The 22,169-nt window shown below is 56.9% G+C and carries 22 protein-coding genes; 13 read left to right on the top strand and 9 right to left on the bottom strand.

Features of this window, described 5'->3' with window-relative positions:
* Window positions 1–7: 7 nt before the first annotated feature.
* The 5 genes from APR53_06605 (at window position 8) to APR53_06585 (ending at window position 4,710) form a co-directional block, all read left to right on the top strand.
* On the top strand, window positions 8–1,138 hold the full coding sequence (locus tag APR53_06605) for an acetylornithine aminotransferase (protein ID KQC05785.1): 1,131 nt from the start codon (window positions 8–10) through the stop codon (window positions 1,136–1,138).
* Entirely contained in the window at window positions 1,122–2,177 is a 1,056-nt protein-coding gene (locus APR53_06600; GenBank protein ID KQC05784.1) for a histidinol-phosphate aminotransferase, read from the top strand. The genes APR53_06605 and APR53_06600 overlap by 17 nt, the downstream gene beginning before the upstream one ends.
* The gene (locus tag APR53_06595; GenBank protein ID KQC05783.1) at window positions 2,174–2,686 is read left to right on the top strand and encodes an adenylate kinase; all 513 of its coding nucleotides are present in this window, start codon (window positions 2,174–2,176) and stop codon (window positions 2,684–2,686) included. The genes APR53_06600 and APR53_06595 overlap by 4 nt, the downstream gene beginning before the upstream one ends.
* Complete coding sequence (locus APR53_06590; protein ID KQC05782.1) at window positions 2,683–3,300, top strand: CDP-diacylglycerol--glycerol-3-phosphate 3-phosphatidyltransferase; 618 nt, start codon at window positions 2,683–2,685, stop codon at window positions 3,298–3,300. The genes APR53_06595 and APR53_06590 overlap by 4 nt, the downstream gene beginning before the upstream one ends.
* Window positions 3,301–3,483: 183 nt before the next feature.
* Window positions 3,484–4,710: a hypothetical protein gene (locus APR53_06585; GenBank protein ID KQC05781.1), complete on the top strand. Its 1,227-nt coding sequence runs from the start codon at window positions 3,484–3,486 to the stop codon at window positions 4,708–4,710.
* A gap of 17 nt (window positions 4,711–4,727) precedes the next feature.
* Here the strand turns inward: APR53_06585 and APR53_06580 are convergent, their stop codons facing one another.
* Both APR53_06580 and APR53_06575 read right to left on the bottom strand, forming a co-directional pair.
* Window positions 4,728–5,729: a flap structure-specific endonuclease gene (locus APR53_06580; GenBank protein KQC05780.1), complete on the bottom strand. Its 1,002-nt coding sequence runs from the start codon at window positions 5,727–5,729 to the stop codon at window positions 4,728–4,730.
* A gap of 51 nt (window positions 5,730–5,780) precedes the next feature.
* Window positions 5,781–6,095, bottom strand: coding sequence for a hypothetical protein (locus APR53_06575; protein ID KQC05779.1), 315 nt, complete (start codon window positions 6,093–6,095; stop codon window positions 5,781–5,783).
* Window positions 6,096–6,308: 213 nt separating this feature from the next.
* On the opposite strand from APR53_06575, the gene APR53_06570 reads away from it, so the two are divergent.
* Window positions 6,309–7,214: a hypothetical protein gene (locus APR53_06570; protein ID KQC05813.1), complete on the top strand. Its 906-nt coding sequence runs from the start codon at window positions 6,309–6,311 to the stop codon at window positions 7,212–7,214.
* Here the strand turns inward: APR53_06570 and APR53_06565 are convergent.
* Window positions 7,165–8,121, bottom strand: coding sequence for a GTP-binding protein (locus tag APR53_06565; GenBank protein ID KQC05778.1), 957 nt, complete (start codon window positions 8,119–8,121; stop codon window positions 7,165–7,167). The two genes, APR53_06570 and APR53_06565, sit on opposite strands and share 50 nt — an antisense overlap.
* Window positions 8,122–8,168: 47 nt before the next feature.
* Here APR53_06565 and APR53_06560 point away from each other — a divergent pair, with 47 nt between their 5' ends.
* A complete protein-coding gene (locus tag APR53_06560; protein KQC05777.1) occupies window positions 8,169–9,047 on the top strand; it encodes a hypothetical protein in 879 nt (292 codons plus the stop codon).
* A 92-nt stretch (window positions 9,048–9,139) separates the two neighbouring features.
* Entirely contained in the window at window positions 9,140–9,391 is a 252-nt protein-coding gene (locus APR53_06555; GenBank protein ID KQC05776.1) for a photosystem reaction center subunit H, read from the top strand.
* On the opposite strand, the gene APR53_06550 is transcribed toward APR53_06555, so the two are convergent.
* From APR53_06550 to APR53_06530, 5 genes are all read right to left on the bottom strand, one after another.
* Window positions 9,373–10,125: a phosphoglycolate phosphatase gene (locus APR53_06550; GenBank protein ID KQC05775.1), complete on the bottom strand. Its 753-nt coding sequence runs from the start codon at window positions 10,123–10,125 to the stop codon at window positions 9,373–9,375. The two genes, APR53_06555 and APR53_06550, sit on opposite strands and share 19 nt — an antisense overlap.
* Entirely contained in the window at window positions 10,122–11,096 is a 975-nt protein-coding gene (gene radA / locus APR53_06545) for a DNA repair and recombination protein RadA (protein ID KQC05774.1), read from the bottom strand. The genes APR53_06550 and radA overlap by 4 nt, the downstream gene beginning before the upstream one ends.
* A gap of 82 nt (window positions 11,097–11,178) precedes the next feature.
* Entirely contained in the window at window positions 11,179–12,471 is a 1,293-nt protein-coding gene (locus tag APR53_06540; protein ID KQC05773.1) for a hypothetical protein, read from the bottom strand.
* 18 nt (window positions 12,472–12,489) lie between these two features.
* The gene (locus APR53_06535) at window positions 12,490–13,782 is read right to left on the bottom strand and encodes a diaminopimelate decarboxylase (protein ID KQC05772.1); all 1,293 of its coding nucleotides are present in this window, start codon (window positions 13,780–13,782) and stop codon (window positions 12,490–12,492) included.
* Window positions 13,779–14,927: an LL-diaminopimelate aminotransferase gene (locus tag APR53_06530; protein ID KQC05771.1), complete on the bottom strand. Its 1,149-nt coding sequence runs from the start codon at window positions 14,925–14,927 to the stop codon at window positions 13,779–13,781. Before APR53_06530 ends, APR53_06535 begins: the two co-directional genes overlap by 4 nt.
* Window positions 14,928–15,055: 128 nt before the next feature.
* Between APR53_06530 and APR53_06525 the strand changes: the two genes are divergently transcribed.
* Genes APR53_06525 through APR53_06515 form a run of 3 tightly spaced genes read left to right on the top strand, consistent with a single transcriptional unit; the run spans window position 15,056 to window position 16,553 of the window.
* On the top strand, window positions 15,056–15,814 hold the full coding sequence (locus APR53_06525; GenBank protein KQC05770.1) for a formate dehydrogenase family accessory protein FdhD: 759 nt from the start codon (window positions 15,056–15,058) through the stop codon (window positions 15,812–15,814).
* The gene (locus tag APR53_06520) at window positions 15,811–16,293 is read left to right on the top strand and encodes a hypothetical protein (GenBank protein ID KQC05769.1); all 483 of its coding nucleotides are present in this window, start codon (window positions 15,811–15,813) and stop codon (window positions 16,291–16,293) included. The genes APR53_06525 and APR53_06520 overlap by 4 nt, the downstream gene beginning before the upstream one ends.
* Complete coding sequence (locus tag APR53_06515; protein KQC05768.1) at window positions 16,272–16,553, top strand: hypothetical protein; 282 nt, start codon at window positions 16,272–16,274, stop codon at window positions 16,551–16,553. Before APR53_06520 ends, APR53_06515 begins: the two co-directional genes overlap by 22 nt.
* A gap of 19 nt (window positions 16,554–16,572) precedes the next feature.
* On the opposite strand, the gene APR53_06510 is transcribed toward APR53_06515, so the two are convergent.
* Window positions 16,573–19,152 carry a hypothetical protein gene (locus APR53_06510; protein KQC05767.1) on the bottom strand — a complete coding sequence of 860 codons (2,580 nt, stop codon included), beginning with the start codon at window positions 19,150–19,152 and terminating at the stop codon, window positions 16,573–16,575.
* 104 nt (window positions 19,153–19,256) lie between these two features.
* On the opposite strand from APR53_06510, the gene APR53_06505 reads away from it, so the two are divergent.
* Window positions 19,257–20,543, top strand: coding sequence for a glutamate dehydrogenase (locus APR53_06505; GenBank protein KQC05766.1), 1,287 nt, complete (start codon window positions 19,257–19,259; stop codon window positions 20,541–20,543).
* A 434-nt stretch (window positions 20,544–20,977) separates the two neighbouring features.
* Window positions 20,978–22,162 (top strand): MBL fold metallo-hydrolase, encoded by a 1,185-nt coding sequence (locus tag APR53_06500; GenBank protein KQC05765.1) that lies wholly within the window; start codon window positions 20,978–20,980, stop codon window positions 22,160–22,162.
* Window positions 22,163–22,169: the final 7 nt, after the last annotated feature.

The following is a 22,169-nucleotide window of genomic DNA, read 5'->3' as shown; positions in this document are numbered from 1 at the left end:
CTTTCACATGAACGAAAATCAGGATTATCGGGATCTGGACGCCCGATATTATATGCAGGCATTCGGGCGGAGCCTGAAGCTGGTAAAGGGCGACGGATCGCGGGTATGGGACGCGGACGGGAACGAGTATATCGATTGTGTCGCGGGAATTGCCGTGTGCAGTACCGGGCACTGCCACCCTGCTGTTGTCAGGGCAGTCTGCGATCAAGCACACCGGCTCATACACTGTTCCAACCTGTATTATGTCCCGGGACAGGCGGAATGCGCCCGCAAACTTGTCGAGCTCACAGGAATGAACAGGGCTTTCTTCGTCAACTCGGGCGCGGAGGCGATGGAGGCGGCAATCAAACTGGCACGGGTCAGAACAGGACGGAAGAAGTTTATTGCGTTTGAGGACGGTTTTCACGGCAGGACAATGGGATCCCTTGCAGTCACGCACAAACCCGCAATACGCGAACCGTTCGAACCCCTTGAACCGCAATGCAGCTTTGTTCGGTATGGTGATCCGGGTTCTCTTGAAACGGTTATCGATGATGAAACCGCGGGTGTTGTCGTCGAACCGATCCAGGGTGAGGCCGGGATCATCATTCCTCCCGACGGATTTCTGGAGGGTGTGCGCGAGGCATGCGATCGTCACGGGGCTCTCCTGATTGCGGACGAAGTGCAGACGGGCATGGGAAGAACAGGAAGATGGCTCGGTCTCCATCACACGCGTGTTAAGGCGGACATCGTCACCCTTGCAAAAGGCATCGCAAGCGGCTTTCCGATGGGTGCGATTGTCGCACGGGAAGGGCTTGAATTCAATCGGGGCGAACACGGAAGCACGTTTGCAGGCGGACCGCTTGCCTGTGCGGCAGCCCTCGCCACCATCGGCGTGATTGAAGAGATCCTTCCGTCGATCCCCCAAAAAGCAGAACGCTTTGCAACCCGGCTTTCTGCCCACGACCCCCGGGTCCGCGGGCTGATGATCGGTATCAGTGTTGGTGATACCTGCCCTGCCGTTCAGGAGGCATGCGCCCGCGCCGGTGTACTCGTCAACTGCGCCGGCCATGGCAATCTCCGCCTCGTCCCGCCCCTTATTATTACCAACGACGAGATCGACCGGGTTTGCGAGGTCGTTAATGAAGCACTTGGTTAGGGACATCTTCCGGACGGAGGGGTACGTCTTTGCAACGAAAGCGAGGGAGATCGCGGCGTCGCACGGCCATAAACACCCTGCGCTCCTCGCAAGCAATGAAAATCCGTTCCCCCCTTCTTCACTTGCCCTTGAGGCTGCTTCCCGTGCCCTCTCCACCGTTCAGCGCTACCCCGACGAACGAAATGAGGCACTCCGGGAGGCGCTTACCCATCACTACGGCGGGTACCGGTTCGTTACGGGGGCGGGTATGGACGGAATTATCGAAACGATAATTCGCGTTCTCATCAGTCCGGGAGATTCCGTTGCCGTCAGCCAGCCTACATTTTCCTTCTACGGCATTGCAGCGCGGGCACAGGGCGCCGAAGTCATGCCTGTACAGCGGGATGCGGACTTCACGGTAGATCCCGATACGTTCATACGCGCAGCACGCGGAGCCAAAATTGCCTTTGTATGTTCTCCGAACAATCCCACCGGCAATGCAACGCCCGCTTCCGTGATTGGAGAAATAGCGGAAGGGATTGATGGCATCCTCTTTCTCGACAATGCCTATGTGGAATTTTCCGGCGAGGATTATCTGCCGCTTATGAAGCGCTACGATAACATCCTCATCGGAAGGACTTTTTCGAAGGCTTACGCCCTTGCAGGCCTCCGCATCGGGTACGCCTTCGTGCCGGAGTGGCTCGAACCCTATTACCGGCGTGCGGAAACTCCTTTCGCGCTGAACAGCGTGTCATCCGCAGCTGCGGCAGCGGCCCTCGGGGATCGCGGTCACACGGACGCGATCATCACCCATGTAACTGAATGGCGGGCGAGGATGACAGGAGAGTGCCGCTTCCCTGTTTTCCCGAGCAGTGCGAATTTTATCCTGATTGATGTGGCCCCGATGACCGGAGAAGAGGCCGTAGAGGCGCTTGCGGCGAGAGGAGTCATTGTCCGCTCGTGTTCGAGTTTCCCGGGGCTTGATGACCACTATGTCAGGGTAAGCGTCGGAACTACATGGGAAAACGAGATGTTCCTCACCGAGGTCAACCGTCTATGATGACCTGTATCACCGGAACTCCTGGCACCGGGAAAACCGCGGTGGCGGAGTGCCTTGCACATCGTGGCCACCGGGTCCTGCACATACGGGATACGGTTGAACCGTATGTGCTGGGAGAGGATGATGAACGGGACACTCTTGTCATCGACACCGACCGATGGGCATCCTCGGTTCCCCGGCATGACGGGATTGTCGAGGGGCATCTTGCCCACATGCTCCCCTGTGATGCAGTCGTTGTGCTTCGCTGCCGGCCCGATGAGCTCAGGGTACGCCTTTCCCGCCGGAGTTACGGGGAAGAGAAGATCCGTGAAAACTGTGAGGCGGAAGCACTCGATGTAATCCTTATTGAAACGCTCGATCTCCATCCAAACGGAATGATTTTTGAAATCGATACAACGACAACTCCGATCAGTGCGGTAAGCGATGCGATCGAGGAGTTTATGCGGGGGAAACGCGCACCACACTACGGAAGTGTTGACTGGTCCGCATTTCTGGTGCCATCCCCATGACGCTTGACCGCCTGCGCCCCTATACCGGCCGCCTGTTCCAGCCACTGGTCACGTTTTCCATGCTGCTGGGCCTTACACCCAATACCTGTACAATCATTGCATTTTTCGGAGCCGCAGCAGCCGGTGTCGCATTTTACGCAGGGCATATTGCATCAGGAATAGGATTTGTCATCGTCAATGCAGTTTTCGACGCGATTGACGGGGCACTTGCCCGCGAAATGAATCTTGCCGGACCAAAAGGGGACTTCCTTGACCACGCACTCGACCGCTATGCCGACATCTTCATTATCAGCGGCATTTTCGCAGGCGGGCTGGCATCATGGCAGATTGGTGTGTTTGCACTCACCGGTGTTTTAATGGCGTCATATCTCGGAACACAGGCGCAGGCAGTCGGAATCGGCCGATTTTATGGTGGATTGCTCGGGCGTGCGGACCGTCTTGCCCTGATCATCTTTGCCGGTGTGCTGGATTGTGCAATACCTGATGGCATATGGGGGATGCACTACCTCGGCTGGCTCCTTGTCATATTCGGTATTTTCGGTCATATTACCGCCATGCAACGATTTGCCCACGCATGGAGGGAGATAGGAAAAGGCGATACAGGATACCGGTAATAAACGGCAGTAGTGTGGTGGCCTTCGGTTCGGGACTGAAAAGATGTCCGGGGCCTGATATGGGAATCAATTTGATAAAACACCATTTATGACATAAATTGTAAAAAATCGCCAGATATCCTTTTTATTTTTCCACTAGGCAAACATTTATGCCCCCCTGTGGTACAGGTTTTGGTGAGTGCCATGACGAATACTGGATGCCATCATCATGCCTATCTTCCTCCGCTGGATGAGAGTGACATGGTAAAAATCTGGGTGATCTCCGCGTTCATCATCCTATCCGGCCTGCTGACAATGATTGCGCAGAACCCGGCAATCACGGTCGCCTATCCGTTCCTTTCCAAGCTGACCCCACATCTTTTCTATATTCCCATCGTGCTGATGTCGCTTTGGTATCCCCGCCGGACACTCCAGTGTGTCGTCATGATCATGGCAGTCTTTGCAGCGGTGGTGACGTATTTCACCATGATAGGCGTTACTGTAGATTTCATCACATCCGGGTTCACCGCGGCGATCTACCTCTGGGTGGTGGCTGCGACATCGACCGTATCTCGCGACGACCCGCTGACCTATGCAAAGTGTCGCAGTTTTGTCGAGAACAGGGCTAGAAGCGGTCTTCTGATCAAGGAATATCTGGGTATGCCGGGAGAGGGGCAGCAGTATCTCCGGCAATCACGTGAATATATCGATGCACTCATTGAAGCGTGCCATTCGCACAACAGGGAAGTACGGGAAAGCGCCGTTCAGACACTGGATCTGATCGGTGAACCGGCAGTTGAACCCCTCATCAGGGCGTTAGAGGATGAGAGCGTGGCCACACGGGAGGCTGTGGCACGGGTACTCGGAACGATCGGGGATACCAGGGCCATTGAACCCCTCATGGAGTCATTGCGTGATGAAAGCCGCCGTGTTCGTGAAGCCGGGGCCCGTGCACTCGCCGCGATCGGCAGGCCGTCGGTGGAACGGCTCATTCAGGGGCTTTCGGACGATGAATGGCATGTGCGGGTCGGATCGGTTGTCGCCCTTCGGATAACCGGCGCTCCCGAGACAATCCCCGACATGATACGACTTCTTTCGGACAGGAGCGTCTACGTGCGCCGCGAGGCGGTAAAAACACTCGGGAGGATCGGTGATGGCAGGGCCGTCCCGCCACTCTGCAGGGTCCTCCGGGAAGATGCCCGGGAAGTACGCATCAGAGCCGCATGGGCACTCGGACGGATTGGTGATGATTCGGCGGTTGACGCGCTGGTCGATGCCCTGTACCATGATACGGAACAGGACGTGCGAGAGCGATCTGCACAGGCACTCGCTTTAATGAGAACCGAACGGGCCAGATCGGCACTGATGTCGGCCGCTCGTGGTGACGAAAATACGCGGGCCGCTGCGCTTGAGGCGCTCGGCAGTATATAATTCTCATTTTTACGGATTCAGAACCACTGGTCCAGTGTCCGCTGCCCGCCGCGTTCCACGATTTTATCCAGCGCGCTCAGGATACGTTCCTCGCTGAAGTCATAGGTTTCGCACAATAATGCACGGATTTCATCGGTATTTGGTTCTCCCCACTGCAGGGAGTACGAGGATGTGCTCGGCGGATCGAGAAAAAACTGCAGGACTGGTTCGAAATCGAATTCAGGTGACTTTTCACTGATGATTTCCGGAAAGCGCCCCTGCCGGACAATTTTCAGCGCGGTTTTTGCACCAATTCCCTTGATGCCGGGATTGAAATCCGTTCCTATAAGGATGCCGATCTTGATGAGGTCCTCGCGTGAAAGAGAGTGTCCCTCGAGGACTTCGCGGAGGATAATACGTTCGGGCCTGACCACGAGAGTCCTCCCCCTCACTTTTCTCCGGGAACTGACCGCCAGATTCCGGACGAGCACCGGAGCACCGAAAAGCAGGGCGTCATAGTCCTGCGAAGCCGCATAGCTGACAACGCCGTCACGTGCCATCGATGCGGCCTGAGCTTCCCCTTCGCTGGGTGCGTCCACGGTCGGAATTTTCATCAGGCGCAGCAGTTCTTTTGCGCTTCCGATGATCTGCGCGTCAATTCGGGAGGAAGAACGCGCCTGCCGGTACGCTTCTTCGGTATCCCCCTCCTTCAGAGCCTGTACCCACCGCTCACCGGCAGCCCGACGCAGTTCCCGTCTTTCCCGGACCGTTTCGGCTTTGAATTCCGGGGGTGCTCCGTCAAAGATAAAAACAGGACGAATTCCCTTTTCAAGGAAATGAATGGTGCGGAAAAAGATGCCTGACAGGTGGGAGGTCACCCTTCCTTCACGATCCATGAGGGGTGTTCCGTCAGGCTGCCTGATAATGCTGAGAAACTGGTACAGTGCATTATGCGCATCGATAGCGGCTATGCCGCCCAGCGAATTCCACTCGACAGGTGTCTTGTGATCCGCCAGCAGATCCCGGATTGCAACTCCCATGCTATCAGATTCGCGAAAATTAATTGGTTTCTTCCGGGGGCATGCGCCGAATCAGCGGTACATCCGCCGGGAGAGGTCGTTCACGATCCCTTCCATGTGGGAAACGGTATTTTCGTACTTCTGACTCATTCCGCTCGAGAGTTCCTCGAGGTTCACCCGCATCGTACGTTCCCGAGAAATGACGCTTTCATCGAGATGACGGATTTTCATAGCAAGGGAGAGAAAGAGGCCGCCAAAGGACAGCATCATCAGTACCGTCGAGATTGCGATGATGAGATCCTGCCACAGGCGCATAACAAGAACAAGCGTCGAGACAACGAGCACTATGGTCAGAACGATATCAATCAGGTATTCCCGAATATCCATGCTTTTAGATGATGACAAACCATTAATTAATCTAACTATATAGTGTGTAGACGGCGAATTGGTTCAATCCACTCCGGACAGTGCCGGCATCACCATAAGAGAAGGTTCCCGAAGAAGGCGAATGTCCGCATGAAGGCGGATACGGATATGCGGCGAGACGTCCTTCATCCCGCATTCTCCCCTCATCTGAGCAAAAACAGACGGAGCAACACAATGGATTTACGAAACAGTGCACCTTTCATCGGGATGCCGCTTCTGCTGATCGCAGTTCAGGCAGGCGCCCTCCTTCTCACTCCGCAGATGCAGAGTGCAGGTATCGCGGCATTCGAAGACCCCGCATCATTCGGAAACACGCTCATTTTTATCGGAATTCTTCTCGGGTTCACACTGATACTGCTCCTGCTGATCCGCTGGGGGGGCAAACGGCTCATCGCCGCGATCATTGCCGCATCGATATTCTTTACCTTCATTTACATCTTCACGGCACTCACGGTGTTCGTGTTCGGCGGTGCGCTGATCGGTACGGTCGCTACGTTTCTTCTTGCCGCATGCGCAACTGCGGTGCTGTACCGCTATCCGGAATGGTACGTTATTGATACGCTCGGCGTACTTATCGCTGCGGGAGTAGCCTCGATATTCGGCATTTCTCTGGAAATCGCTCCGGTGCTCATTCTGCTCGTCCTGCTGGCGGTTTATGACGCCATCTCGGTGTACAAGACACGCCATATGATCGCACTCGCAGAGAACATCGTGGAAATGAAGGCACCGATTCTTGTCGTCATTCCGAAAAGCAGGAATTATTCCTATATCAAGGAAGGGCTTTCACTCGATAAAAGCGAACGGGGGGCATTCATAATGGGGATGGGCGACCTGATCATGCCGTCCATCCTTGTCGTATCAGTGCACGCTTTTCTCGATGCGCCACTCGTCTTCGGGCTCCTGTCTCTTCCAACCGTCGGCACGATTCTGGGATCCCTTGCCGGCCTTGCGGTGCTCCTGTATTATGTCAACCGCGGCAACCCGCAGGCAGGTCTTCCCACCCTGAATGGCGGCGCCATCGCGGGCTTTCTTATTGCGTGTCTTCTGACGGGGAGCTGGGGCTGGATTCCCGGTATCTGAGCAGTAAATCCAGCACATCCGTAATCCCCTCACCCGTTACCGTCGACATGGAGGGGTACCCCTCACCCGGAAAAATATCCGCCTTGTTTACAACGGCCTCCACAGGGACATCCGACGCACCGCGAATCTCGTCGAGGAGATGAATCTGGTCGGCAAGAGGGTATCCGCACGCCTCGCTTGCATCGATAATGAAGAGAATGACATCCGCCACGTGTGTCACCGCACTCATCGCCTGCTGTTCTATCGCGTTGCGTTCTACGGCAGGCCGATCCAGTATACCGGGAGTGTCTACGAACTGAATACGCTCCCGCCCGATTGTGCGATGCCCGACTATTACCTGTTTGGTGGTGAATGCATACCCTGCGATCTCCGGTTCTGCCGAGGAGACGAGCCGTATAAATGAGGATTTTCCTACATTCGGGAATCCGGCGATGACCACGGTAAAAGTATCCTGCACCTCGGGAAGCTTTCTCAGGCTGTTTCGTACATCATTGAGAAAATGAAGATCGGTGTCGACCTGATGTACGATAGAGGAGATCCGGGCGACTGCCCGCCTCCGGAGAACCGCCGTGTCATCCGCATGCCGCATCTCCCGGGCATAGGATCCACCAATCGTCCGGGCCTGCGATGCCGCCCATGCCACCGCCCCAAGGGACTGCTTGATACGGTCGATGCCAAAGAGTATATTGACCGTCTCCCGGTAAAAAGGGGAAAGGGCATCAAAAGATGGAAATTTTCGTACCGTATCGTCAAGTTTATCGAAGACCGCACTGGAGATGCTCCTGACAAACTCTTCGTTGCCCCGATCCTTATTGAGCTTCTCCTTGCGTTTCACTGCCGCCCGGCGAAATGCCCTGTCGAGCACTTCTTCCGCCGTGGGCACCGTAGGGATTTTTTCGAATTCCACGTCCGCACAACCGCATCTATTTATGTAAATCCGGATGATTAATCATTATGGATCTCTCGCTCATCCAGAAGGATATCCTCATTACGCTCATTTCTCTCTATCATAAGCAGTCGCATGCTATAAAAGGGGAGGAGATCGCGGAGGTGTTGCGGCGAAATCCGGGTACTGTGCGCAACCAGATGCAGGCTCTCAAGGCACTCAGTCTTGTGGACGGTGTACCTGGTCCCAAAGGCGGTTACACACCCACGGAACAGGCATATCGTGAACTCAACCTGACATCGTACGAACAGGAATCCGATGTGCCGATTGCAAAGGACGGGAAACTGGTCCGTGGCGTGAATGTTTCAGAAATAGACTTTACTACGATTTGCCACCCGGATGTCTGCCATGCCGTCGTCAAGCTGATTGGAAGCGTCAAACTCTTCAACATCGGCGATATGATCTCGATAGGCCCGACACCCGTGAACAAACTCCTCGTCAGCGGGGAGATCTACGGAAAAGACGAAGTACAGCAGGCGCTTCTTATCACCATTTCCGAGATGATCTCGCTCCCGAAAAAGCACATCAAATCATACATGAGCTCGCCCCTCTATACGCTCCCTGGCGATGCACGTCTGCGCGAGGCGGTCCATCTCTTTACTCTCCGCCATATCCACGGTGCGCCCGTTCTCAGGGGGGACCATCTGGTGGGCATCGTAACACTCAGCGATATTGCGCGGGGCATTGACGGCGGAAAAACACTCGATGCACCGGTTTCTGAGGTGATGACCACCGATGTGGAAACCGCCCCCGCAAACATGAAACTCTTCGAAGTGATCGGACGCTTTAAAGAGCGGGAAATAGGGCGTCTCATCATCGTCGAAGGTTCCAGACCGGTTGGCATACTCACGCAGTCTGATATTATCCGCGTCTTCCCGCTTCTCTGACAGAGCGTGATCAAAAGACGCAAATTCGCCCGCCTTTTGTACAAAACTCGATATTAGAACAATTTAAATAATAGTACATACTCCTTTTTTTTATGAAAAATACTTACTCCCGCAGCCTTTCAAAGAAAAAAGTCATGAGTACCGATGGCATGCTGATCGGAATGATAAAAAATATTCTTGTCGATCTCGATACCGGCCTTGTCGTCGACCTTGTCGTGAAACCGGATCCCACCTTTGACACGGGCGGGTACACGATGGATGGCGATCGGATGTTCATACCGTTTGAGGCTGTCAAAGACATCAAGGACTATATCGTTGTCGACCGCTACCTTTCCAAAAAATAATGTGAAAAGCAGGCCCGCACAAATTCAACAAATCCATCCCCGTACATCTTTTTTGTCACATAATCAGCGGCATCCTTCGTGACCTGCTGCCCGTTTGCCACCGCCCCGCCGATACCGGCGGACCGCACCAGTTCGGCATCGTTTTCGGAATCCCCGATTGCAATAAAATCAGCAGGAGTTAAGCCCATATCGGCAGCAAGCCGGATAAATGCCGATCCTTTGTGTACTCCGGGAGTCTGGAGATGAATGGCAAATCCGGTGTCAAGTACGCGAACATGATGATCCCGAAGCACAGTCCGAACCTCATCGACATCGACGGTTCTCGCAAACGCTACGTCAGCTACCCGGTAATCCGGACTGTACAGTTCAAGTTGGACTCCCTTTTCACCAAAATACGCTTCAAGCACGTGAAACGCCGCCCAGCACAGCGCCTGATCTCCGCAAACACGCGGCTTTCCCTGGAATGTGACACGAAAAACACCGCCGTTCTCGGCGATAATCGTCCCGTCAGTCCCAATCATTTTGCAGAGAATATCAAGGGAGCAGATCGTATTGCCGCTTGCGAGGACGACGGGGACGCCGTTATCGACGAGGGTACGGATTACATGAATGGCATCGGTATTAATCCGGCGTCGGGCGTCGGTAATCGTGCCGTCAATGTCGCATATCAATGCTCGGGGGGACGGGCGGGGCGCTTCCGCCGGACCGCCTTCGGGGTGCTGGTGGCAGGTCATACGGGTTTGAGCCCTGCCTCTTCCACAATAAACGCCGCTTCCCCCTCGGGGAGGCTCGGGCTGTCCACAAGTTTCGCAACTCTTTTTCCGCCCTTGCTCTTCCGCAGGTACACCCGGAACTTGGAGGCATGCCCGACGATATTACCTCCGACCGGCTTTGTCGGGTCCCCGAAGAAGACGGCGGGGTTCGACTGCACCTGGTTCGTGACGAGTGCGACGGCATTGTGCTCTTCTGCAATCTTTGCGATGTCGTACATATGCTTGTTAAGCTTCTGCTGGCGAACCGAGAGCGTTCCCCGCCCCGAGTACTCCGCCCGGAAGTGTGCGGTCAGCGAATCGACGATGAACAGGCGCACCGGCCGATCCGTGTCACGAAGCCCGGCCGCCAGTTCACGGGCACTGTCAAGAAGCAGCATCTGATGATCAGATGTGTATCCCTTTGCTACATGGATATGTTCGAGGAACTCCTCGACGGGAGGAATGTCCCAGTCAATCTCGAGGCCCGCGACCATCTGCGCGATACGTTCCGGACGGAAGGTGTTTTCGGTATCGATATACACGCATGAGGCGGAAAGGCCGCCAAAATCCTCGGGCAGCTGCGCGTTCACCGCCATCTGGTGGGCGATCTGGCTCTTCCCCGAACCGAACTCCCCGTAAAATTCGGAGATCGACTTGGTCTCAAGCCCACCACCGAGCAAGTCGTCAAGCTCGGGTACAAGCGTCGAAAGTTTCCTCACCTCCTTCCGCTCCTCGAGTACCACTTTTCCCGTCTTGAAGCCGCCGATATCGGCCATCTTCCGGGCTTCCCGGATCATCTTCTTTGCGGTTGCTTCGCCGATTTCAGCCGCTTCGGCAAGATCGGAATACGACGCCGTCGCAATGCCCTCGATGGTCGCATACCCCGCCTCGCGCAGTTTGTCGGCGGTTGTCGGCCCGACACCAGGCAGGTCTTCGAGATCAATTTCTCCCATGGTCGTTGTACCTCTCGTAATTCAATTACATATCACTTTCCAAAACGGCATATTACAGTGGCGGCGCGGGGGGTGAAAGTGTTCACATCGGAGCCTTTCCGAGAATCCGGGCGATCCGCTCCTTCAGGAGAGCCGGATCAATCACGGCTCGGGTGCACGTACCGACAGTTATGCGGTTCTGTGAGCGGCGGCCGGTTACATGCACGTCGGCTCCCGGCGCCAGCGGCGTGTCCAGAAGGAAGGCGGTCTCCCCGTCATCGATACAGAGCCCAAGGGCAGTGTCGATGACAGTACCCGTAAACGTCACCGGCTCGTCGTCCGTCATGACTACCCGGATGGCGCTTCCCCACCCTATATGCAGTTCGCATTCGCCTGATTTCGCCTGCTTCACGGGTGCATTGAAAATCTCCACGGTGTCACCGGGCGCAAACGAAAGCAGGGCGTGCTCCCCCCAGAGGACCACCGGCACGACGGTCCCGCCCGAACCAATAGCGATATTCCGGACACGGGAACGTGTCCCCTTCCGCGTCTCGAACTCCCGCTGCTGACGGACCGCGACCACCTCCCCTGCACTGCATACGGGCTTTCCCTCCGCGATCATGCCCGGCGGTGTAAACGGCACCGTGATCTGCAGGTCGGCGGCCTGAACACCAGCCTGTTCCCCGAGGCTGTACTCCCTCGCGCCTGTGCGGGGATTCGGGACAGCACCTTCGATGCGCACCGTGTGCCCGGATGCATGAGACAGGTGCTCGAAAAGCGGGGGATGCCAGCAGACAAGGCGTGCAGTCCCGTCCGCATCCCCGACAATGACGTCGATCCGTTCCCCGGTGGTGCCGTCCCGCCGGGTGTATGTCTGCACCTCACCCGCAAAGAGGACGCGGACGTCAAGGGTCACCCGATCGGCATGCGTCACCTCCCCTGACCCCGCATCCTCCCGCGTCGCAATGTCGCACGCGGCCTTCTGGAGATCAACGACCTGGACCTCGGCGGGAGAACGGAGCCTTCCTGCGATCTCAAGCACATCCCCGGGAGCGATTTCGGCCACGGCACCCGCCCGCTCATCCCAGAGAAGAAGGGTGATCTCGCCCGTTTCGTCGCCGACCCGCACACGGGCGACACACCCCTGAGTACCGTCCGGCCGGTCAAATATCCGCGGTTCGGAAACGGCAAGCACTTTGCCGAAAAAACAGGCGAGGCTTGCATCGGATGCCAGCTTCGCGATCAGGCGGTGTTCGCGGCCTGCTGCTCTGACGACGAGCATCGCCGCAGTCTGCTCGTCAAGCAATCCTCCCGATGCCTCGATCGTCTCCCCGATGAGCCGCTCATACTCCTCAAAGGAGTAGAGATCATCAACGAGCGCGTAATGCAGGCGCACCCGGCCATCCTCCAGGTTTTAGTCCTGCCATGGCGGCGTACGCATCGTGCCGGTGAGATCCGCGACGGTCTCCCCGCGGCGCATCAGTGCGGCCCGTCTGCCATTCACCAGTACCTCAGGGCACCGGGGCCTGCTATTGTACTGCGACGACATGGAGAACCCGTATGCTCCGGCATCGAGGACTGCGATCAGGTCTCCCGCCGTTACGGCGGGCAGCCGGCGATCCGAAGCAAGGATATCTCCCGTTTCGCAGATCGGTCCCGTGACGGTATACTCGGCGGCGGGAGGGGCGTCCGCACGGTTGGCAACCACAACCTCATGCCATGCATCATAGAGCACCGGACGGGCAAGCAGGTTGAATCCGGCGTCAACGTTCACAAACGTCTTATGCGACTGCTTGACGGAATTGACTCCGGTAAGGAGGACGGTGGAATCTCCGACAAGATACCGCCCGGGCTCGACCCAGAGTTCGGGGGTGATCCCGCACCGGTTAATCGCCTCAAGGAACACCGGCATCACGGCGTCTGCATATTCCTCGGGTGTGGGAGCAACATCGCTCGAACGGTGGTACGGGATCCCGAGCCCGCCCCCGATATCGAGAAAAGCCAGTTTTATACCGAGATCCGTGACATCCCGCGCAACTTCCGCCATCACGCCGGCGGCCCGGGCAAACGGCAGGACATCGAGGATCTGGGATCCGATATGGCAGTGCATCCCGGCCGGGCGGACATGCTCGCAGGCAAGGGCCTCCCGGTACGCGTCGAGGATCCGATCCGCGGGAATCCCGAACTTACTCGTCCGGAGCCCCGTCGCGATCTTCGGGTGGGTGGGCACTTCAAGGGCCGGATTGACACGGAATGCAATCTCGACCGTTTTTCCGGCAGCCGCGGCAGCCGCATCGAGCTGGTGAAGCTCGTCGATCGAATCGATCGACACGCGAATCCCTTTCGCGGCGGCAAGCGCGAGATCGGCAGGGCTCTTTGAGCTGCCGTTGAAGAGCAGCAGGCGGGGATCCATCCCCGCCGCAAGTGCGAGATCAAGTTCCCCAGCAGAGAACACATCGGCGCCGGCCCCCTGTCGGGCGAGCGACCGGAGAATGGCGAGGTTGCCGTTCGCCTTAGCCGCATACAGAACCTGCACGGCAGGGTAATGGCGTTTCAGGGCCGATGCAAAGCGGGTGAAATTCCCGATGATCCGCATCTCGTCCGTGACGTACAGGGGAGTGCCGTATTCTTCTGCAAGGCTGACACAGTCATGCCCTCCGATATGCAGGTGCCCGTTTTCGATGGTGAGGTGGGACGGGAGGTTCAGAATGCAAGCCCCCTCATGCGCTCGAGCGCCTCTTTTATCCGCTCCACCGATCGGGTGATGGCAAACCGGACGTATCCTTCCCCGTGGGTCCCGAACCCGACGCCGGGAGTGACGACAATGCCGGCTTCGTTCAGCATCCGTGCCGCGAACGCCATGCTGTCCGCAACAGGCATCCAGACATAGAAGGTCGCCTTCGGCATCGGAACATCGAACCCAAGTTCCCGCAGCCCCCCGACAAGCAGGTCACGCCGCTCCTGATAGACCCGGCAGGCATCGGCGACACACTGCTGCGGACCGGTGAGTGCCGTGATCGCCGCCCTCTGGATGGCATCGAACGCTCCCGAATCGACATTCGTCTTGACACGCCCGAGCCCCGCAATGATATCCGCATTGCCTGCCGCCATCCCGATTCGCCATCCCGTCATGTTGTAGGTCTTTGAGAGAGAGTGCATTTCAATGCCCACCTCTGCCGCACCGTCAACCTCGAGAAATGAAAGCGGCCTGAACCCGTCGAAGGCGATCTCCGAGTATGCATTGTCATGAACGACGACAATATCGTGTTCCCGGGCGAAATCCACCACCTCGGCAAAGAAAGCCCGGGATGCAACGGCGGCGGTCGGATTGTTCGGGTACCCGAGAAACATCAGTTTTGCCTTCTGCAGCACATCGGAAGGGATGTCATCAAGCACCGGCAGAAACGCATGCTCCGCTGTGAGGGGCAGTTCGTGCATAGTTCCCTCGGCAAAGAGCGTCGATGTCCGGTAAACCGGGTACCCCGGATCGGTGGCAAGCACATAATCGCCGGGGTTGACGAACGCCTCGGGGATGTGCGCGATGCCCTCCTTGGATCCGATCAGGGAAAGAACCGCGGTGGCGGGATCGAGGTCGACCGAAAACCGTCCGGAGTACCATTTCGCAACTGCCTCGCGGAACGCATACATCCCCGTGTAACTCGGGTAATGATGGGTGGCGGGATCGCGGGCGGCAGTACAGAGTGCCTCGACGATATGGGGGGGTGTCGGGAGATCGGGATCGCCGACACCGAAGTCGATAACATCCACACCCTGACGCTGTTTTTCTGCTTTCATCTCATCAATTCGTGCAAAAAGATACGGAGGGAGATGATCCAGGCGTTTGGAGTACATCACAAATATTCGTTGAACGCCACGGCACATTAACATTCACACAGACGCAGGAAAAACCCCGGAATCGTCCGTATCTATTTTTGGGAGAACGCCCAAACCTCACGGGAGGGAGGGCGAGAGGAAACGTGATGGACGAACATCCGGCACTACGCATCGAAGGGGAGATGGTAACAAGGTTCATGGATCACGTCATCCGGGAGGACCGATTCCGGATTCATCTCAACGGAGAACTGTTCATCGAACAGATAGCCAGCCGCGGCCACCTTGCCGAGCTCGGCGCAGGACTGGTTATATCGGAAGGGCTTGCCGATTCGGTGGAACGGGTGGATGTGCGGGGGGACGATATTTACGTAGAGGCGGATGTGCGCAGGGATCGGGAGCTTGAATACCGGACCTGCGGAGGATTCGGCCTGAAATCGCCTCCGAAACACGTGTATTCTTCCCTGACCGCCACACCCGCGGAAATCATTAGGGTTACGCGTGCTATTGAATCGGATACATGGCGAAAGACCGGCGGGGTGCACTGCTCGGTGCTGTATTCACAGGGTGAAATCCTCGCTCGGATCTCCGATATCGGTCGGCACAATACGGTGGATAAGGTGATCGGGCATGCCGAGCTCAACGGCATCGACCGCTCGCTCTGCTGTATCGGCTGCACGGGAAGGCAACCGGCAGGCATGGTAGCAAAGGATGCAAACGCCGGCATTCCGATCGTAATTTCCCGCGCCGCATCCACCAATCTCGGTATCCTCACCGCCGAGGAAACCGGGATTACCCTGATCTGTTTTTCCCGAAACGGCAGGTTTACCATCTATAGCAACCCTCAAAGGATTCTGGGAATAATGAAGGAGGATACGGGCATAACCGGAGGGGGAGAACAAATATGACTGATAAGCAGATACCGGCGGGTACAGGCCTTGTCATGCTCGGGTGTCCACAGATCCCAATCCAGACAAGTGCGGCGCTCTACCTTGTGCACAGGCTCAGAAAAGCCGGAATCGCCACAACCGTCGCGGGTACGAAAGCCGCCCGCTCCCTCCTTGAAGTTGCCGACCCGGAGCGGGCGTATCTCGACGAAGTGATTGATCTTGATGCGTGCATCGGAATGGTGGCGGAGCATGAGCGTGATTTTGACCTCTGCTTCGTTTTCGTCCATAACGATGCGGGAATTGCCTACAGCGCAAGCATGGCGGCAATGTCGGGGGGAGGGGTCTATGCCGTGATATTCGGAGGGTCTGCCGAGGAGATACTCGCACAGATGGATGAGATCCCCTGTGAAAAGATCATCGCGAAAGGGAGCCACAACCCGCTGCCGATGAAGAGAAAACTTGACGAGGTGCTGCAATGGGTTGTATCGAATCGCTGAAATACGAGATTCTCGAGCGGCAGGTCTCGTTTCGGGAGGCCGCAGAATACATACGGAAACACATGCCCGAGAGATACGTGGTGCCTCCGGGATACCGCATGTTTGACATTCACATTATCGGAGTCCCTCCCATTCTCATCGGTGTGGAGGGCGCGACGCTCGTATTTCCCTATACAAAACCCTGCCACGGTACGTTTCTCCTGAAGCTGGAAAGCACTGAAGAAGCGGATCGCCTCAGAAAAGCGGGCAAAAGGGTATAGTACTTTCGGGAGCCCCCCGTTATCCGGGTCCGCGATGGAAGTGTCCGGCGGTGATACCGCCAATCGCACACGCCATCACCTTTTTTTTGAGTGCAGCGAGGAGATCGGTGAGATCAGCGGATGCATCGACCGTATGCCCGATTGCCTCACGGTACGCAGCCGAAACCGTCCGCGCATACACCCCGGTCCGGTGCCGTACATCTACGGTGAACGTATCGCACGCAGTTGAGAGCAGCTCCGGCATCACATCGATCAGGCATGTTTCCCGTGCATTGAGAATGTGTGTGCGGCATTCGCCATCGATATAAACCGGAAAGAGATGATCCCGGCTGTCCCTGATACCGAACCAGTCGGCACCGCCATCTGCCCACGAATCACCCATATGGGTCCTCATCAGGCAGTCCTCAGCGACCATCACCTCCACGGCACCGTGGACGATGAGCTCGAAGGCAGGATAGGGGCTGGCGGTGCGGGCGCGCAGAACGAGGGCCCCAACCCCGCGTCCTGACAGCTCCTGAGAGAGGGTGAGTGACCTGAACCGGCGGGCAAGACAACCGGCGGCACGATGGTTGAAGACGTTCAGTCCGGCGCCGCCAAAGAGAGTGATATCAGGCGCATGCCGGAGAATCGTCTCCCCGTCCCCCTGCCCTTCGGCCATCACGCCGACAACCGCCTCGGGGAGACTTCGGTCCAGAACGCGGGTTGCAAGCGAGCGGAACCCCGGGCCGGTGATACGGGGCCATTTCCATATACATTCCGCACCCGCATCATGGCAGTGGACAGCCATATCATCCAGTATGCCGACCAGCGCTTCTTCAGAACCGGCTGTCCCGCACGGTCCCACGAGGGGTTCGAAATATATCCGGCGGCACCCGCCCGCAACCGCCCCACGAACAGTCTCCGGCGTATCGGCGTACGCGGCAAGCACGGGGGCGGATGGCCGCGGTTCAGCCCGGAGCTTCTCCCGGAGAGTTTCAAGAACGGCGCTGCTCCCCGATCGCGCCGCAACTTTCGCCGGAGACGAAGGAAGGAACGATGCAATAAGCGCTTCTTCCGCATGTTGCAGGAACCTGCGCCTGAGGCTGTTGATCTCCCCGACAGGCGCGAACAATCCTCCCGGATAGTCGATCTTCAGCCGGCGGACCCGAAACTGAGTACCTCCGGTGCGTTTCAGGAGACTCCGAATCTGTACTTCTTCGAGAGGGCTGCTCCGTGCCGGTTCCCAGGTCCTGTCCCCGTATACCGTCACACCGGTTTGCCTCCCGGTCATACCGACCACCCCTTCCAGCACGGGAAGGCCCTCATCGAACCAGAGATGCATATCAACCGGAAGGAAACGGCTGCTCCCCTGAACAAGAATTCGCTGAGCGCGCTGCGAGAGTGATGCGCTACTGGTCAGCGACACCGGACTCCCCGGCTCCACCTCCTGCGGCACTCTGAGACCGAGTGTCCCGTCTCGCGCAAAAAAAGGTGGCTTGATCACGAACCCCGTATCCTCGCGCCTCTTTCCCCACGCATGCACGACAATCCCGTCACCCGGCTCAGGCACGATGCCTCCAAGAGTGATAACCGCCTCACCGCGCCGCCGGTCATACTCCCTGATACGGCCGATTGCCACTCCGCGATTGTCCGGCCTTTCGGGGCCGATAACGGAAAGGCCGCGCTCTCCCATCAGGTACCCGCCCGTAAACGAGCGGTTAAATGCAAGGGCCAGATTCCGCATATCGTCTTCCGATGGGGTCCAGGTTCCATCGGCGATCCCGTCAAGGGCCCGCCGGTATACATCGACGACAACGGCAACGTATTCGGGAGACTTCATCCTCCCTTCGATCTTGAGCGAGGCCACCGGTGCGCGGACGATGCGGGCGAGGTACGGGTAGAGGGCGAGATCACGGGTGGAGAGCAGGTACGGATCTGAAAGCCGGATGTTTTGCACGTTTTCCGGCCTTCCGGCAGCGTCCGTTAACCCTGCAACAAGCGAATACGGCTTTCTGCAGGGCTGGGCACAGGTGCCCCGGTTTCCGCTTCTTCCGCCGACGAGGGAGGAGAAGAGACACTGGCCCGAATAACAGTAGCAAAGAGCGCCATGAACAAATATCTCAATTCCTATGGCATTTTCGCGACACAGGGTTCCAATACGCTCGATTTCCTCAATCGGGCATTCACGGGCGAGTACGACACGCGACATCCCCATCTCCGATGCCCGAAGCACCCCTGCAGCGGAATACACCGTCATCTGGGTGGAGGCGTGAAGAGGCAGATCGGGAACTACGTCCCGGGCAATCGATACGACGCCCGTGTCCTGCACGAGCACCGCGTCAACACCCAGCTCATACAGCCGGAGCAGGTACTCAACAACATCGGGCAGTTCGTCATCACGCACAAGAGTGTTCGCCGTTACATATACCCTGACATCCCGCCCGTGGCAGAATCTCACTGCCCGGGCCAGTGCTTCGTCATCGAAATTCACGGCATAACGGCGTGCCCCGAACATCCTTCCCCCGAGATAGACGGCATCGGCACCGGCGGAGACCGCGGCATGGAGTGCTTCCGGAGATCCTGCCGGAGCGAGAAGTTCGGGAAGAGCGGGTCGGTTCACACGCACCTATGGGACGGCGGGACCGATTAAGGATACGATGGATGGAGCGGGCCACATGTATAAGAGTGAAGATACTCCATTTCCCTGTAAGGTGGAATTGCAGTATGGAAGAGATGAACCTCCTCGAAACGGTCCGAAAACAGATCTGCACCTGCTCGGTCGACCTTCGGCTCACCCCGAATGTCGAAGCGCTGCTGAAAAAACCCATGCACGAACTGCATGTATCGCTCCCGGTCAGGATGGACGATGGTACGATCCAGACATTTCAGGGATTCCGTGTTCAGTACAACAATGCACGGGGACCGGCAAAAGGGGGAATCCGATTTCATCCGGATGAGACGATCAACACCATCCGCGGTCTTGCAGCAATTATGACATGGAAATGCGCACTCCATGACCTTCCGCTTGGCGGCGCGAAAGGGGGAGTTATCTGTAATCCCAAGACGATGTCCCGGGGGGAGCTCGAACGCCTGAGCAGAGCGTACATGCGGGCGATCTGCCGCTTCATCGGGCCAGGTCGTGATATACCGGCGCCCGACGTCTATACGAACCCCCAGGTAATGGCGTGGATGATGGATGAGTACGCTTCGATAACCGGATATACCGAATTCGGTGTCATTACCGGAAAACCTGTCACTCTCGGTGGATCAGAGGGGCGCGACGACGCCACGGCCCGGGGAGGCTGGATCGCAATCCGCGAAGCAGGAAAACACCTCGGCATTGATTTTGCCATCAGGGAAACCGCAGCAGCGATGGAGATGCCTGTTACGGATACAACCGTTGCGGTACAGGGATTCGGAAATGTCGGTTACCATGCCGCCCGGCTTGCCGGTGAGATGGCAGGATGCCGGGTGGTGGCCGTATCGGACAGCCGGGGCGCCATTTATAATCAGGAGGGACTCGATCCGGACAGCGTCATGGAATATGAGAAAAAAACCGGTTCGGTGACAGGATACCCCGGTGCGTCTGCGATGACCAACGAAGAACTGCTCGAACTCGATGTTGATATCCTGATTCCCGCAGCACTTGAAAACGTCATCACCGCGAAAAACGCCAGCAATATCAAAGCGAAGATACTCGCTGAATTCGCAAACGGCCCGACTACGCGGGAAGCGGAAGACATTCTCTCCCAAAACGGCATCCATATCATTCCGGACTTCCTCTGCAACGGCGGCGGTGTGATCGTATCATACTACGAGATGGTGCAGAATTATAATATGGACCACTGGCCGGCTGCGGAGGTTCGCCGCCGTCTCGACGACAAGATGACGGCTGCGTATACTGCGGTATACACCATGGCGCGGACCCACAGCGTCCCGATGCGGCAGGCAGCGTATACAATCGCACTCCAGCGCGTCATCCGGGCGATGGAGGACAGGGGATGGGTGTGAGAGGAAAAAACCGCAATCGACCAGAACATAATATTTATGTATGAGGATACTGTGATGTATCGAATGGAACCGACCATTCCAGGATGTGATGACAATGGCTGTCTGGAAATGTAAAAAATGCGGATACCTCTATGACGAGAGTATTGGTGATGCAAAAACGGGTGTTCCGGCAGGGACGAAGTTCGAGGATCTCCCCGCCGACTGGGTATGTCCGCGCTGCGGTGCCGAGAAAAACCAGTTCATGAAGAAAGGGAATGCCTGAAAAGGAGACGGTCGTGTGAAGAGGATGAAGTGCAGTGTCTGCGGACACGTATATGACCCTATGAAAGGAGATGAAGGAGTACCGGCCGGTACCGACTTTCTCGATGTTCCGGCCGACTGGACCTGCCCGGTATGTGGTGCAGCAAAGCATAAATTTCAGGAACTGACGTAACATGCCGGCACGTGAAATAGCATCGGGCATCTTTGCCGTCGGAGTGATTGACTGGGACCGGACACTGTTTGATGAACTGATCCCCCTCCCTGACGGCACAACCTATAATGCCTACCTTGTAAAGGGCAGCGAAAAAATCGCACTCATCGATACTGTCGATCCGACAAAGGAGGAGGAATTTGTCCTCAATCTTGTCCGTTTGGGTATCGGCGCCATCGATTACATCATCATAAACCACGCCGAACAGGACCATTCCGGATCACTTCCGATGATCCTCGAGCTCTTTCCGATGGCGACCATCGTATCAACCGCGAAATGCAGGGAGCTGCTCGTGAGCCTGCTCGGTATTCCCGATATCCGCTTTAAAACCGTCGAAGACGGCGATACGATTGATCTGGGCGGGAAAACGCTGGAGTTTCTCCATACGCCATGGGTACACTGGCCGGAGACGATGCTTACGTATGAACGGGAAAGCAAAATACTGTTTTCCTGCGACCTCTTCGGATCCCATTATGCAACGAGCGACCTTTTCCATAGCGACGAAAGTGCCTGTTATGAACCGGCAAAACGGTATTATGCCGAGATCATGATGCCATTCCGGGGAAGTATCAGGGGGTATCTCGATCGGCTCGCGACGTACGAGATCGCCGCCATCGCCCCGAGCCACGGTCCGGCATACGGGCGGCCTGCGTTTATCCTCGACGCATATCGCGACTGGACCTCGGACGAGGTGAAAAACGAGGTCGTCATACTGTATGTCTCTATGCACGGATCCACCCGGAAGATGGTTGAGTATCTGACCACTGCACTGATAAAGCGGGACATCACCGTCAGACTCTTCAATGTCACGGTTGCCGATATCGGCAAGGTTGCGATGTCCCTTGTTGATGCGGCAACCATCGTGGTCGCTGCACCGACTGTCCTTTTCGGCCCCCACCCCCGGATGGTTGCCGTCGCATACATCGCGGGGGTGCTCAGGCCGGGAGTGCGCAATGCCGCCATCATCGGTTCCTACGGGTGGGGAGGAAAGACTGTCAAGGTGCTGGGTGACTTGCTTCAGGGTATCAAGGCGAATATGCTCGAGCCTGTCTATACACAGGGCCTTGCAAAGGAAGACACGCTCAAAAAGCTCGACCAGCTTGCGGACGAAATCCTTAAAAAGCATAAGGACGACAGAATCGTGTAATCCTACG

It is taken from the genome of Methanoculleus sp. SDB (genome assembly GCA_001412355.1).
Lineage (GTDB): Archaea > Halobacteriota > Methanomicrobia > Methanomicrobiales > Methanomicrobiaceae > LKUD01.
Note: the sequence above shows the minus strand (reverse complement) of the source record. Positions and strands in the feature narration are given on the sequence as shown.

Bases quoted from the DNA above. Each gene is read 5' to 3' on its own strand.
- APR53_06590 (KQC05782.1), top strand. From the start codon at position 2,683: ATGACGCTTGACCGCCTGCGCCCCTATACCGGCCGCCTGTTCCAGCCA.
- APR53_06580 (KQC05780.1), bottom strand. From the start codon at position 5,729: ATGGGAGTTGCAATCCGGGATCTGCTGGCGGATCACAAGACACCTGTC.
- APR53_06605 (KQC05785.1), top strand. From the start codon at position 8: ATGAACGAAAATCAGGATTATCGGGATCTGGACGCCCGATATTATATG.
- APR53_06525 (KQC05770.1), top strand. From the start codon at position 15,056: ATGGACGAACATCCGGCACTACGCATCGAAGGGGAGATGGTAACAAGG.
- APR53_06595 (KQC05783.1), top strand. From the start codon at position 2,174: ATGATGACCTGTATCACCGGAACTCCTGGCACCGGGAAAACCGCGGTG.
- radA (KQC05774.1), bottom strand. From the start codon at position 11,096: ATGGGAGAAATTGATCTCGAAGACCTGCCTGGTGTCGGGCCGACAACC.
- APR53_06585 (KQC05781.1), top strand. From the start codon at position 3,484: ATGACGAATACTGGATGCCATCATCATGCCTATCTTCCTCCGCTGGAT.
- APR53_06515 (KQC05768.1), top strand. From the start codon at position 16,272: ATGGGTTGTATCGAATCGCTGAAATACGAGATTCTCGAGCGGCAGGTC.
- APR53_06500 (KQC05765.1), top strand. From the start codon at position 20,978: ATGCCGGCACGTGAAATAGCATCGGGCATCTTTGCCGTCGGAGTGATT.
- APR53_06600 (KQC05784.1), top strand. From the start codon at position 1,122: ATGAAGCACTTGGTTAGGGACATCTTCCGGACGGAGGGGTACGTCTTT.
- APR53_06550 (KQC05775.1), bottom strand. From the start codon at position 10,125: ATGACCTGCCACCAGCACCCCGAAGGCGGTCCGGCGGAAGCGCCCCGC.
- APR53_06575 (KQC05779.1), bottom strand. From the start codon at position 6,095: ATGGATATTCGGGAATACCTGATTGATATCGTTCTGACCATAGTGCTC.
- APR53_06555 (KQC05776.1), top strand. From the start codon at position 9,140: ATGAAAAATACTTACTCCCGCAGCCTTTCAAAGAAAAAAGTCATGAGT.
- APR53_06530 (KQC05771.1), bottom strand. From the start codon at position 14,927: ATGTACTCCAAACGCCTGGATCATCTCCCTCCGTATCTTTTTGCACGA.
- APR53_06560 (KQC05777.1), top strand. From the start codon at position 8,169: ATGGATCTCTCGCTCATCCAGAAGGATATCCTCATTACGCTCATTTCT.
- APR53_06570 (KQC05813.1), top strand. From the start codon at position 6,309: ATGGATTTACGAAACAGTGCACCTTTCATCGGGATGCCGCTTCTGCTG.
- APR53_06505 (KQC05766.1), top strand. From the start codon at position 19,257: ATGGAAGAGATGAACCTCCTCGAAACGGTCCGAAAACAGATCTGCACC.
- APR53_06520 (KQC05769.1), top strand. From the start codon at position 15,811: ATGACTGATAAGCAGATACCGGCGGGTACAGGCCTTGTCATGCTCGGG.